Below are 12,154 nucleotides of genomic sequence, written 5' to 3'. Positions count from 1 at the left end.
CTGGACAAATGTCCAGTTTGCTGTCGCGGTGTCCGAGGCTTCGGTGACCGCCCTGGGCTTGGCGCGCTTCCCTGGCCGCTCACCAGTGGAGAAGAGTTAAGTATGCGAATTGCCCTGTTGTCCTATCGCAGTAAGACTCATTGTGGCGGACAGGGTGTCTATGTGCGTCATCTCAGCCGCGGGTTGGTGGACCTCGGCCATGACGTCGAAGTTTTTTCCGGGCAGCCCTATCCGGAGCTGCTTGATCCGCGGGTGCGGCTGACCGAAGTGCCAAGTCTTGATCTCTACCGCGAGCCGGATCCGTTTCGGGTCCCGCATCCGAGCGAGATCCGCGATTCAATAGACCTGCTGGAACTCTTCACCATGTGGACAGCGGGCTTTCCCGAGCCGCGAACCTTCTCGCTGCGCGTCGCCCGACTGCTGGCCGATCGCATTGGCGACTTCGACCTCGTGCACGACAATCAGAGCCTGGGAACCGGCCTGCTCCGCATCGCCGCCATGGGGCTACCGGTGGTGGCCACCGTCCATCACCCCATCACGCGGGACAGAGTGCTTGATCTCGCGGCCGCGCGATGGTGGCGAAAACCCTTGGTGCACCGCTGGTATGGATTCTCTGCCATGCAGAAGCAGGTGGCGCGCCAGCTGCCGCACCTGCTGACCGTCTCCTCGTCATCGGCCGCGGACATCGTCACTGATTTCGGGGTTTCGCCCGATCAGCTAAATGTGGTGCCACTCGGCGTCAACACCGAATTGTTCGAGCCCGGAGTCGGCCCACGGAAACCGGGCCGCGTCATGGCGATCGCCAGTGCCGATACGCCCCTCAAAGGGGTCAGCACACTGCTTCACGCGGTCGCCAAGCTGCGGGTGAACCGCGAGATTGAGTTACGGCTGGTGGCGAAGGTGGAACCCAATGGCCCCACCGAAAAACTCATCGCCGAACTGGGGGTCTCCGACATCGTTCACATCAGCAACGGGCTCTCGGATGCGCAGCTAGCGGCCTTGTTCGCTTCGGCTGAGGTCGCCTGCATTCCTTCTCTCTACGAGGGATTTTCGCTTCCCGCGGTAGAAGCGATGGCGAGCGGAACTCCGATAGTCGCCAGCCGGGTAGGAGCATTGCCCGAAGTGTTGGGCACTGACGGTGCCTGCGCGCAGCTGGTGCCGGCCGCCGATGTCGGCGCGCTGACCCACGCGCTGGGCGAGCTTCTCGATTCTCCGGACAAGCGTCGCAGCCTCGGCGAAGCCGGGCGGCAGCGGGCCCTCGGTGTGTTCAGCTGGGAAGCGGTGGCCGCGCAAACCGTGCGAGTCTATGCCGCTGCGATCGAGCGAACAACGACCGCACCTGAAAGCAATGCTCAATGCTGACAGTTGATTTCGACCGCCTAGATATCGGTCCTGGCGCCACGGTCATCGACGTGGGCTGCGGTGCTGGCCGGCACGCGTTCGAAGCGTACCGACGCGGTGCCGATGTCGTCGCCTTCGACCGGGATGCGGCAGAACTGCGTGCGGTGGACACCATGTTGGCTGCAATGGCTCAGACGGGTGAGGCGCCGGCCGCGGCATCGGCGAAAGTGGTTCTCGGTGACGCGCTTGCGTTGCCGTATCCGGACGAAACATTCGACTGCGTCATCGCGTCCGAGATTCTGGAGCATGTGCCACAAGACGACGCAGCAATCGCTGAACTGGTCAGGGTACTCAAAGTCGGCGGCACCCTTGCGGTTAGCGTGCCGCGATGGCTTCCCGAGCGAGTGTGCTGGCTGCTCTCGGACGAGTACCACAGCAACGAAGGTGGCCACGTGCGGGTCTACCGGGCCAGCGAGTTGCGCGAAAAGATCACTCGCCACCCAATGGCCTTGACCCACGCCCATCACGCCCATGCGCTGCACTCGCCATTCTGGTGGCTGAAATGCGCTGTCGGTGTGTCGAATGCGGACCACCCCTTGGTGGCCGCGTATCACAAGCTGCTGGTGTGGGATCTGATGCGGCGGCCCAGGGTAACGCGGATGGCCGAGTCGGTTCTCAATCCGCTGGTGGGTAAGAGTGTCGCGATGTATTTCGACAAGCGGGAATCGGCGCAAAGCCCAGCAGATTTGGGACATTCAGTTGCATCGGCCTAGTCCGCCGGCGGTGCCGGGTGCCCTGACTCGCGATCAATGTCGGCAGACGGCCCAATCCATTGCTTCCGCACAAGAACCCTCGGGCGCCATCCCGTGGTTTGTGGGTGGCCACACCGACCCGTGGGATCATGTGGAGTGTGCGATGGCGCTCACCGCTGCCGGACTTCTCGAGCAGGCGCGCGCCGCATTCGACTGGAGTCGCCGCGCGCAGCGGGCCGACGGGTCATGGCCGATTCAAATCCGCACGGGCACTGTCGAAGATGAAAACAGTGACAGTAACTTCTGCGCCTACATCGCGACCGGAATCTGGCACCATGTGCTCGTGACCGGCGACAAGTCATTCGCCGTCACGATGTGGCCGGTGGTGCGCAAGGCGATCGACTTCGTCATCGACCTGCAGGTGGGCAATGGCGAAATATGTTGGGCTCGAAGTGAGTCCGGGCCACTGACGGAGGCCCTGATGACCGGGTGCGCCAGCATCTTTCACGCCATGAGGTGTGCGCTGGCGCTGGCGGCTCTTGTCGGGGAGCCCCAGCCGGAGTGGGAACTGGCGCTCGGTCGGCTTGGCCACGCCATCGTCGCGCACCCGGAGGCGTTCGCTGAAAAGGAGCGCTACTCGATGGACTGGTACTACCCCATCCTCGGCGGTGCGCTACGCGGACCGGCGGCGGCCGCCAGAATTGACCACCGCTGGAATGACTTTGTTGTCGGCGGCCTCGGTATTCGCTGCGTCGACGACCGGCCGTGGGTGACGGGAGCCGAAACATGCGAACTGGTGCTGGCGCTTGATGCCATCGGTCACCGCGCCGCGGCGCATGAACAGTTCGCGGCGATGCAGCACCTGCGCGAAGACGACGGGTCCTACTGGACGGGATTGGTCTTCGCAGACGGGAAGCGTTGGCCCGAGGAACGCACCACCTGGACCGCTGCGGCGATGATCCTCGCCGCGGATGCGCTATCGAATACCACTCGGGGTGCCGGCATCTTCCGTGGGCATGCGCTGCCCACGGGCCTGCAAACCGACTTCGACTGCGAGTGCGTCGTCAGCAGGCCCGGCCGCTAACCTCGATCTGTTCGCCGGGGCCCCCGCTAGTGCGCTCGAGAAGCCGTAGTGACCCGGTTGCCGAAATCTCCTGAAATTGACCGGAATCGATGGCACGGCGGTAGATGTGGTACGGCGCCCTGCCACCGTCTGCGGGGTTGGGGAACACATCGTGGATGATGAGCGCTCCCCCTGGGCTCACCCATCTGGCCCAGCCCTCGAAGTCCTGCGCGGCGGCAGCCTCGGTGTGACCTCCATCGATGAACAGCAACTGCAGGGGTGATCGCCACCCCCGGGCCACGATCGGCGATTTGCCCACGACGGTCACCACATGGTCGTCCAGGCCGGAAGAGTCCAGCGTGCGCCGGAAGGTTGGAAGGGTGTCGAACAGTCCAGTGATCTCATCGACCAGTGAATCGTCGTGGTATTCCCAACCGGGCTGGTGTTCCTCAGAGCCGTGATGATGGTCGACGGTGTAGAGGACGCTGGAGCATTGTTGCGCCGCGGCGCCGAGCAACAGGGTGGACTTGCCGCAGTAGGTCCCGATTTCCACACCGAGCCCGCCATTGAAGTACCGCAGCGCGGCGTTGAACAGCGCCTCCCCCTCATCGGCCGGCATGAATCCAGGCACCTGGTCGGCCAGCGCGAAGATTCGCTGCACCGCACTGGGGATGTCGCTGCTCATCACCAAAATCTAGCGTCACGCCAATTCTGGTGACGCCGTGGTCCCGCAGGTTGCTGGGTGATAGCCAATACGTCCCGTCCTGGACAGGCGTCCGGCCAAGATGGTGCTAGCCGTGTGGCGCTTCGGAGATCTTGGTGTCGGGCTTGCCCAACGTTTGGCAGTAAGTCATTGCGGACAGACGAGTGGCCGAGATCTCGAGGTTCGTCGGGTCTTTGCCGCTCTTGTCCTTGAGCATCTTGCCGACTTCTTCGCTCTGTTTCTTCTCGTCTTGCGTGGTGAAGTCCTTGCACTTGGTGTCACCGCCGGTGTTGACGATCTCGGAGGCAGAGCATCCGGTGAACAGCAGCGCTGCGGTCGCTACGGTGGTTGGCACAATGAGCCGCATTGTCGCCCTTCCTCAATTCGGGGTATGCGTTATCTATAGACCAAAAGCCGCAGTCGCAAACGCTCGGTTCGACTAACCCCTAGCACGCTACTGGCGTCGTCGCCGCGGTGCAGGGGCAGAGACTGCCTCAGCTGACCAGTTGAGAAGGATCTAGCGGTGCATGCACGTCCCTGACAATGGTGCAAGAGTGGGTCAGCGCCGGTCGATACGTGGCAGCGCCGCACTCGCATTCCCAGCAGGTGTGCCGACCACACGAGCATCGGATGACCGCAACGATCATGTGCCCCGGAAGCAGCCAGTGGCCACGCTTACACCGCCGGGGCGGGGCGTCCATCCACTGCGTGCGGGAGCCGTACTCGAAACGGCCGACGTCAACACTCACCGCAACACCGTCGCACCAGTGGTCAGGCGATGCCAGTGCCGTGTGCCAATCGTGATGAATTGTGGCCGTTCGTTGACCGTGTCGTTGTAGTCCAAGCTGCGATGGCGCGCCGACCTCGAGAAGATGCAGCGCCCGGCACGCCGATCGCGGGCTAGTTCTGCAGGGTGAACTGATTGACGTCAATGTGACCGCGGCGGAAGGCATCTGCGCAGCCGGTCAGGTATTTCAGGTAGCGCTCATAAACTTCTTCGGATTGAATCTCGATGGCCTCGTCCCGGTAGGCGTACAGGGCCTGAGCCCACAGAGCCAGGGTTCTGGCATAGTGCGGCTGCAGCGACTGGCGACGGGTCAGCGTGAAGCCCGCCCTGCCCGCGTGCTGCAGCACCATGTCGATCGACGGCAACCGGCCGCCCGGGAAGATCTCGGTCACAATGAATTTGACGAACCGGATCATGTCAATCGAGATCGGTATTCCCCGATCGCTGATCTGCTCTCGGGTTAAGCCGGTGATCGTGTGCAGCAGCATCACCCCGCCGCGCGGTAAGACCCGATGCGCCATCGCAAAGAAGTCGTCATAGCGGTCGTGACCGAAGTGTTCGAACGCGCCGATCGAGACGATGCGGTCGACGGTCTCATCGAACTGCTCCCAGCCCTTCAGCAGCACCCGCCGGGTGCGTGCGGTGTCCAGCTGGTCGAACGATTTCTGCACGTGGGCGGCCTGGTTATTGGACAGGGTGAGGCCGACGACGTTGACGTCGTATTTCTCGATCGCGCGACGCATGGTGGCGCCCCAGCCGCAGCCGATATCGAGCAGTGTCATGCCGGGCTCCAAGCCCAGTTTGCCCAGCGCCAGGTCGATCTTGGCGATCTGCGCCTCTTCAAGTGTCATGTCGTCGCGCTCGAAGTAGGCGCAGCTGTAGGTCTGGGTGGGATCCAGAAACAGTCGGAAGAAATCGTCGGATAGGTCGTAATGCGCCTGGACGTCGTCGAAATGCGGTACCAGCCGTTGAGCCATGGTTGTGTGCCTTTCCGGGCCCACCGGCCCCCCAAATTTCCCGTCCCCCAACCCCTGCAGGGTTTCCCGCCAGCCGAGAACGGCAAACACGGCCACCTCCGATTCGGTGCTGGCCTGCACTTATCCGTCAGAACCGCGCGGCGAAAAGCCACCGTAGGGACATCGACCGCCCTGGCGCGATGACTTCCGGCCGCCGCGGCGGTCATAACAAGTGATCACCAAACATCGACATCAAAGGCGGATTCCATGGCAAAGGCCCTGCCAGCAAGCGTTGATCACCAGACCTGGCGCGCCGCGCTCGACGAACTGCGCGAGCGCGAGAAGGCTGCCACTCGCGAACTGGATGCGATTGCCGCGCAGCGGCGCCGGTTGCCGATGGTGCGGCTGGCCGACTACACGCTGATCGGTGCGGACGGGCCGGTCCGGCTGGTCGATGTGTTCGACGGCCGCGCGCAGCTGATCGTCTACCACCACATGTGGACCGATGGCGCCGAGTGGCAGTGCGGCGGGTGTACCGGCTTCACGTCGCAGTTCACCCGGCTGGAGTTCCTGGCTCACTATGACGCGCGTTTTGTGATCGTCACGACCGGGCCGATCAACGACGCGCTCGCCTACAAGCACAAGGTGGGCAACAGGATGCCGTGGTATTCGTCCTCGGAGAGCTCGTTCGCCGCTGACCTGGATGCGCCGGCCGGCGGAGGCTTTGCGGTCAATGTGTTACTGCGTGATGGTGACACCGTCTACCGCACATGGCATACGACCGGTCGAGGCACCGAGCAACTCAGCTACATGTTCGGGCTGATCGACCTGCTGCCGTGGGGGCGCCAGGAGCAATGGCAGGATTCGCCCGCCGGATGGCCGTCCCGACCGACCTACTCGGGCTGGCTGGGCTCACGCGAGATCGCCTTGGCCTACGGCCCCGGCGACACTGCTGGCCCCTAGCCACTGGTCGCGGGGTCGGGACGGTGCGTTCGTCGCACCGGCGACGGGTACTCGGGAGGTATCCGTAGGCTCATCGGTGCGTGTCGCCAGCTCGCAGAAGACTCCTGAGAAAGAGGTGGACAGGTGCAGGCTAGAGGGCAGGTGCTGATCTCTGTGGCTGAGTTGACCGACCACATCCGGGCCGGCTTGCCGGTGACGATATTGGACGTGCGATGGCAGCTCGGTGAACCCGACGGGCACCCGTCCTACCTGCGCGGCCACCTACCGGGAGCGGTGTATGTGTCGCTCGAGGCGGAACTCAGCGACCACACCGTCGCCGGGCGCGGCCGGCACCCGCTACCGTCGGGGCGCAATCTCGAGATCGCCGCGCGCCGATGGGGAGTGCAGCAGGACGAACTGGTCGTGGTCTACGACGACTGGAACCGGGCCGGTTCGGCCCGAGCATGGTGGCTGTTGACCACGGCAGGGGTAGCGAATGTGCGCATCCTGGATGGAGGTCTGGGCGCGTGGCGCCGCGCCGGTGGGCACTTGCAGACGGGAGCCGTTCACCCCCGCGCCGGCAATGTGTCCGTGCTGTATGAGGATTTGTACGTCGGAAGCCGTCCGACATTGACGGCGAGCCAAGTTGGCGCCGGAGTCACGACACTGCTCGATGCCCGCGCGCCCGAGCGCTTCCGTGGTGATGTCGAGCCGATCGACCCGGTCGGCGGCCACATTCCCGGCGCGAAGAACCTTCCCAGCGGCGCCGTCCTGACCGCGGACGGAACGTTTGTGGACACCGGCGCGCTCGACGAACTCCTGTCCGGATACGGCATTGATCGGGACGGCGCCATGGGCGCCTACTGCGGCTCGGGCATCACCGCCGCAGTCACCGTGGCGGCCTTGGTCGCCGCGGGCGGCGACGCGGCGCTGTACCCGGGTTCATGGTCGGAGTGGTGTTCGGATCCCAATCGTCCCGTGGAACGCAGCACCGAATGAACCGGCGGCCACCCCGCAGGTTCCGCTAGCCGATCACCGCGCCAGATCCCACTGCCCGAAGTCGGCGGCGAGGACCTCGTTCACGTCCACACGTATCCCGCCTAACAGCGGACTTGGGTGTGTGGGACTGTTGACGACCTCTTGATACAGCACCGCGGCGGGCTCGCGCTGACCATGCGACCACGACCTCGTCTGCCATGCCCACCGGTGCTCCGGCGTGGTCGAGCTTCCGATCACCCCGTCTCTGACCGCCCACGCGCAGGCCCGGGAATGTCCATAGATACCGGTGCGCTCGACGCCGAGTACCGAGTTGATTCCCCGGAACCACTCCACGGCAGCGGTGTCCCAGGTGTGCGGGTCGATGTCTTCATCGACACTGAAGAAGATCGGGGCCGACGCTGTGCCCCCTGCCGCGCTGTGCAGGCTCAGGGCAGTCTGGGCGTCTTGCACACCACCGGAACGGCCGCGGGTGAAATCCGACGGCGCTGAGCCACCGGGCTTGCCGTACTGGTAGTTGCTGACGATGTGCAGGTCCGCCGCTCGCAATCCGTCGGCGTATTCGCGTGTGATCGGTTTTGCTTGGAAGTTCGCTCCCGGGCGCGATTCGGATACGTAGTTCACGACGCCGTCATAGCCTGCCGACTTGATCAGCTCTGGTGAGATGCGCTGCTTGGCAAAGTCGATCAACCTCACGCCGGTGGCGGCGGCCCGGGGTGCGTCGACGCTTTCGGCGAGTGTCCCGAGGCCGAACAAAGCCGGTGCCAAGGCAAACTTGCATACCTTGAGGACGTCGCGCCGGGACACCGATTGCACCCCGATGCGGCTACCCGGTGCAGCCGGTTTGTGCACCGCGCGATGGTACCAAATTCCGGTTCCCTCGGTGTCGTGCCGCGGCGACCGCATTCCGTCCAGGTGCATTTGCCGGAGCAGTCGAACTGGCTCGAAAGGTTAATCAGCCCAGAATATTTCGTGCGGGAAGCGAGACTCGCTGCGCGGACTTCCGGGCGGATCTTGGTCGACATCGCCCGAAACCGGCACCGCGGTGGCGGCGACGAGGCTCGTGGATAGGGCTAGTTCTGCGCGGTGGGGTCGAGCCGGAAGACGGCGCACTGCCCGGCCAGTGCGGCAAACTCTTCGGCCGTTCCTTGCCGCACCAAGCCGGAGCGCTTGAAGAAGCCGACGCCCCGAGGAACTTTGTGCGGAAACGCGGCCAGCACGGGAACCGCCTGCGCTGCGGTGAGTTCGGTGAAGACAACCTGTTGCTTCTTGCGTCCCCGGGTAACGGTTCCGCTGCCGGCCGCGCGAGCGTTGCGCACCCAGTCCGCACCTGGATATCCGCCGACCACATACACGCAGTCATCGAGTACGAACGGGGTTGCCGGGGTGCTGCGCGGCAGCCCCGTCTTGCGGCCGGTCACGGTGAGTACCCGTACCGGGCCCGCGACGACGCCGATCTTCTGCAGGGTCACCATGGCTTTGTTCATCGGCTTGAGCCAAGCCGGTGGCTTCGGATTGGACATTTCAGATCCCATCTCTGAACATTGCGGCCCCAGCTATATCAGGGTGTCTGATATCAATCTACCTGATAGATGGCCGGCGTTCGGAGCGGCCTGACGGTGTTGTCGTCAACCCTGCCGGCGCGCGACCGCGTGGCGGCACCGGTGTCTGAGTGTGCTTGTTGTGCAATCGTTTTCAACTGGCAATCGGCCACGGGCGCGACCGTCGCAGGGCGCGGTGTGATGCGGGCCCGAAGGTGCCGGAGCAAGGGGCTGAGCGCGCCGGCCCAATTGTGCGTTGATGGCGAGCGGAAACTCTTGACCGATTCAAGATAGCGAGTCATAGTGGCGAAGTGGGGTCAACGGCGGACTACACAGAGAAGCTGCGTATGGCCGATCTGCGCGTCACCCGGCCGAGGCTTGCTGTGCTCGAGGCCGTGGGCGATCACCCACACGCCGACACCGAAACGATCTACTCGGCGGTTCGCGAAATCCTGCCCGACGTGTCCCGGCAGGCCGTATATGACGTGCTCGGCGCACTTACCTCGGTGGGCCTGGTCCGTCGCATCCAGCCGTCGGGATCGGTCGCCCGCTACGAATCCCGCGTCGGCGACAACCACCACCATGTCGTCTGCCGATCCTGCGGAGCGATTGCCGACATCGATTGTGCCGTCGGTGAGGCTCCGTGTCTGGCCCCCTCGGACGACAGCAATGTGCTGGATGGCTTCGTTGTCGACGAGGCCGAAGTCATTTATTGGGGCATCTGCCCCGATTGTTCAACCGCAATGCCCCGGTCACAGCCGTGATCGCAGCCCGATTCACCCACCCCTGGAAGGAATGCTGTGTCATCCGATAGCCGCCCACCTCAACCCGACACCTCGACCCAGAGCAATAGCGAAAGCGAAAGCCCCGCAATCTCCTCCCCCACCCCGCAGGATCACGCGCCGATGACCAACCGGGACTGGTGGCCCAACCAGATCGACGTGTCGATGCTGCACCCGCACCCGTCTCAGGCCAGCCCGCTCGGTGCTGATTTCGACTACCCGAAAGAGTTCGCCAAGCTCGACGTCGATGCGCTCAAGGCCGACGTCATGTCGGTGATGACCACCTCGCAGGACTGGTGGCCCGCCGACTATGGCCACTACGGTGGCCTGTTCATCCGGATGAGCTGGCACGCCGCCGGTACCTACCGCATCCAAGATGGTCGCGGCGGCGGTGGCCAGGGCATGCAGCGATTCGCTCCGCTCAACAGCTGGCCGGACAACGTCAGCCTGGACAAGGCACGCCGACTGCTGTGGCCGGTCAAGCAGAAGTACGGCAGCAAGATCTCCTGGGCGGACCTGATTATCTTCGCCGGGAACTGTGCCTTGGATTCGATGGGATTCAAGACCTTCGGCTTTGGGTTCGGTCGTGAGGACGTCTGGCAGCCCGAAGAGGTCATGTGGGGCGAAGAGGACGTCTGGCTGGGCACCGATAAGCGCTACTCGGGCAAGCGCGACCTCGCCCAACCCTACGGCGCGACCACCATGGGTTTGATCTACGTCAACCCCGAGGGGCCCGAGGGCAAGCCCGATCCGGTTGCCGCCGCGCATGACATTCGGGAAACCTTCGCCCGCATGGCGATGAACGACGAGGAGACCGCCGCACTGATCGTCGGCGGCCACAGCTTCGGCAAGACCCACGGTGCCGGCGACGCCGACCTGGTCGGTCCCGAGCCGGAGGCTGCCCCGATCGAACAGCAGGGGTTTGGCTGGAAGAGCTCGTTTGGTAGCGGCAAGGGCAAGGACGCGATTACCAGCGGTCTCGAAGTCGTCTGGACCCCGACCCCCACCCAGTGGGGTAACGGATTCCTGGAGCTGCTCTACGGCTACGAGTGGGAGCTGACCAAGAGTCCGGCCGGCGCGTGGCAGTTCACGGCCAAGGATGGTGCCGGCGCAGGCACGATCCCCGATCCGTTCGGCGGGCCGGGGCGCGCCCCGACGATGCTGGTCACCGACATATCGATGCGCGAGGACCCAATCTATCGGCGGATCACCCAGCGCTGGCTGGAACATCCGGAGGAGCTGACCGAGGCGTTCGCCAAGGCCTGGTACAAGCTGTTGCACCGGGACATGGGACCGGTCAGCCGCTACCTCGGACCCTGGGTTGCCGAGCCGCAGCTCTGGCAAGACCCGGTGCCCGACGTTGACCACGAGCTGGTTGACGCCAAGGACGTTGCGGCGCTGAAGAGCAAGGTGCTCGCGTCCGGCCTGACGGTTGCGCAGCTGGTCAAGACGGCATGGTCGGCGGCGAGCAGCTTCCGGCGCACCGACAAGCGCGGCGGTGCCAATGGAGGGCGGTTGCGTCTGGAACCGCAGAAGAGCTGGGAATCCAACGAGCCCGCAGACCTCGACCAGGTGCTGTCTGTGCTGGAGGGAATCCAGCAGGACTTCAACAACTCGGCGGCCGGCGGCAAGAAGATTTCGCTTGCCGACCTGATCGTGTTGGCTGGCTCGGCAGCGGTCGAGAAGGCGGCCAAGGATGGCGGTCACGAGGTCTCGGTGCCGTTCTCCCCCGGGCGCACCGACGCATCGCAAGAGAACACCGACGTGGAGTCGTTCGCGGTGCTCGAACCGCGCGCGGACGGATTCCGCAACTATGTCCGGGTCGGTGAGAAGGCTCCGCTGGAGCACCTGCTGATCGAACGGGCGTATCGGCTCGGGGTGACGGCTCCGGAGATGACGGTGCTGGTTGGTGGGTTGCGTGCGCTGGGTGCCAATCACGGCGGCTCCAAGCATGGCGTGTTCACCGACAAGCCGGGCGTGCTGTCCAATGATTTCTTCGTGAACCTGCTCGATATGGGCACGGAGTGGAAGGCCTCGGAAGCGGCGGAGAACGTCTACGAAGGGTGCGACCGCTCCTCGGGGCAGCTCAAGTGGACGGCCACCGCCAACGATCTGGTGTTCGGTTCGAACTCGGTGCTGCGCGCACTGGCCGAGGTCTATGCCCAAAGCGACGCCAAGCAGAAGTTCGCTGAGGACTTCGCCGCGGCGTGGGCCAAGGTCATGAACAACGACCGGTTCGATCTCGAGTAGTCCGGTATCGATCGCTGACTCGTAGTGACCCCCGTGAACCA

12 protein-coding genes are annotated in these 12,154 nt (G+C 64.3%); 7 read left to right on the top strand and 5 right to left on the bottom strand.

Translation table 11 applies throughout. The features are described 5' to 3' along the window. Positions 1 to 102 precede the first annotated feature (102 nt). The 3 genes from CCUG20998_RS14285 to CCUG20998_RS14275 are packed head-to-tail and all read left to right on the top strand — an operon-like array spanning position 103 to position 3,177. Positions 103 to 1,362 (top strand): MMP alpha-(1->4)-mannosyltransferase, encoded by a 1,260-nt coding sequence (locus CCUG20998_RS14285; protein WP_020729159.1) that lies wholly within the window; start codon positions 103 to 105, stop codon positions 1,360 to 1,362. Beyond that, positions 1,356 to 2,114 carry a class I SAM-dependent methyltransferase gene (locus CCUG20998_RS14280; protein WP_020729158.1) on the top strand — a complete coding sequence of 253 codons (759 nt, stop codon included), beginning with the start codon at positions 1,356 to 1,358 and terminating at the stop codon, positions 2,112 to 2,114. The genes CCUG20998_RS14285 and CCUG20998_RS14280 overlap by 7 nt, the downstream gene beginning before the upstream one ends. After that, positions 2,101 to 3,177 (top strand): MMP endo-(1,4)-3-O-methyl-alpha-D-mannosidase, encoded by a 1,077-nt coding sequence (locus CCUG20998_RS14275; protein ID WP_036455696.1) that lies wholly within the window; start codon positions 2,101 to 2,103, stop codon positions 3,175 to 3,177. The genes CCUG20998_RS14280 and CCUG20998_RS14275 overlap by 14 nt, the downstream gene beginning before the upstream one ends. On the opposite strand, the gene CCUG20998_RS14270 is transcribed toward CCUG20998_RS14275, so the two are convergent. The 3 genes from CCUG20998_RS14270 to CCUG20998_RS14255 all read right to left on the bottom strand — a co-directional run bounded on the left by CCUG20998_RS14270 (position 3,158) and on the right by CCUG20998_RS14255 (position 5,623). After that, a complete protein-coding gene (locus tag CCUG20998_RS14270) occupies positions 3,158 to 3,841 on the bottom strand; it encodes a class I SAM-dependent methyltransferase (protein ID WP_012394619.1) in 684 nt (227 codons plus the stop codon). The genes CCUG20998_RS14275 and CCUG20998_RS14270 overlap by 20 nt on opposite strands. Before the next feature lie 106 nt (positions 3,842 to 3,947). After that, on the bottom strand, positions 3,948 to 4,226 hold the full coding sequence (locus CCUG20998_RS14265) for a hypothetical protein (protein ID WP_012394618.1): 279 nt from the start codon (positions 4,224 to 4,226) through the stop codon (positions 3,948 to 3,950). 533 nt (positions 4,227 to 4,759) lie between these two features. After that, positions 4,760 to 5,623, bottom strand: coding sequence for a cyclopropane mycolic acid synthase family methyltransferase (locus CCUG20998_RS14255; protein ID WP_020729156.1), 864 nt, complete (start codon positions 5,621 to 5,623; stop codon positions 4,760 to 4,762). Positions 5,624 to 5,869: 246 nt separating this feature from the next. Between CCUG20998_RS14255 and CCUG20998_RS14250 the strand changes: the two genes are divergently transcribed. Both CCUG20998_RS14250 and CCUG20998_RS14245 read left to right on the top strand, forming a co-directional pair. Beyond that, complete coding sequence (locus tag CCUG20998_RS14250) at positions 5,870 to 6,565, top strand: DUF899 domain-containing protein (protein WP_020729155.1); 696 nt, start codon at positions 5,870 to 5,872, stop codon at positions 6,563 to 6,565. A 123-nt stretch (positions 6,566 to 6,688) separates the two neighbouring features. Next, on the top strand, positions 6,689 to 7,543 hold the full coding sequence (locus CCUG20998_RS14245; protein ID WP_036455694.1) for a sulfurtransferase: 855 nt from the start codon (positions 6,689 to 6,691) through the stop codon (positions 7,541 to 7,543). 33 nt (positions 7,544 to 7,576) lie between these two features. Here the strand turns inward: CCUG20998_RS14245 and CCUG20998_RS14240 are convergent, their stop codons facing one another. Next, a complete protein-coding gene (locus CCUG20998_RS14240) occupies positions 7,577 to 8,392 on the bottom strand; it encodes a DUF1906 domain-containing protein (RefSeq protein WP_050674685.1) in 816 nt (271 codons plus the stop codon). Between the two features lie 221 nt (positions 8,393 to 8,613). Then, positions 8,614 to 9,063 carry a nitroreductase family deazaflavin-dependent oxidoreductase gene (locus tag CCUG20998_RS14235; protein WP_011740210.1) on the bottom strand — a complete coding sequence of 150 codons (450 nt, stop codon included), beginning with the start codon at positions 9,061 to 9,063 and terminating at the stop codon, positions 8,614 to 8,616. Positions 9,064 to 9,392: 329 nt separating this feature from the next. On the opposite strand from CCUG20998_RS14235, the gene CCUG20998_RS14225 reads away from it, so the two are divergent. Both CCUG20998_RS14225 and katG read left to right on the top strand, forming a co-directional pair. Beyond that, complete coding sequence (locus tag CCUG20998_RS14225) at positions 9,393 to 9,845, top strand: Fur family transcriptional regulator (protein ID WP_036455692.1); 453 nt, start codon at positions 9,393 to 9,395, stop codon at positions 9,843 to 9,845. Positions 9,846 to 9,881: 36 nt separating this feature from the next. Continuing rightward, a complete protein-coding gene (gene katG / locus CCUG20998_RS14220) occupies positions 9,882 to 12,113 on the top strand; it encodes a catalase/peroxidase HPI (protein ID WP_036455691.1) in 2,232 nt (743 codons plus the stop codon). Positions 12,114 to 12,154: the final 41 nt, after the last annotated feature.

This window comes from Mycobacterium marinum (assembly GCF_003391395.1).
Taxonomy (GTDB): Bacteria; Actinomycetota; Actinomycetes; order Mycobacteriales; family Mycobacteriaceae; genus Mycobacterium; species Mycobacterium marinum.
This window is presented reverse-complemented; position numbering and strand designations above follow the sequence as displayed.

What these genes read in the sequence shown, in the direction of transcription:
- CCUG20998_RS14235 (WP_011740210.1), bottom strand. Translation starts at nt 9,063, where the DNA reads ATGTCCAATCCGAAGCCACCGGCTTGGCTCAAGCCGATGAACAAAGCC.
- CCUG20998_RS14255 (WP_020729156.1), bottom strand. Translation starts at nt 5,623, where the DNA reads ATGGCTCAACGGCTGGTACCGCATTTCGACGACGTCCAGGCGCATTAC.
- CCUG20998_RS14285 (WP_020729159.1), top strand. Translation starts at nt 103, where the DNA reads ATGCGAATTGCCCTGTTGTCCTATCGCAGTAAGACTCATTGTGGCGGA.
- CCUG20998_RS14270 (WP_012394619.1), bottom strand. Translation starts at nt 3,841, where the DNA reads ATGAGCAGCGACATCCCCAGTGCGGTGCAGCGAATCTTCGCGCTGGCC.
- CCUG20998_RS14280 (WP_020729158.1), top strand. Translation starts at nt 1,356, where the DNA reads ATGCTGACAGTTGATTTCGACCGCCTAGATATCGGTCCTGGCGCCACG.
- CCUG20998_RS14250 (WP_020729155.1), top strand. Translation starts at nt 5,870, where the DNA reads ATGGCAAAGGCCCTGCCAGCAAGCGTTGATCACCAGACCTGGCGCGCC.
- CCUG20998_RS14265 (WP_012394618.1), bottom strand. Translation starts at nt 4,226, where the DNA reads ATGCGGCTCATTGTGCCAACCACCGTAGCGACCGCAGCGCTGCTGTTC.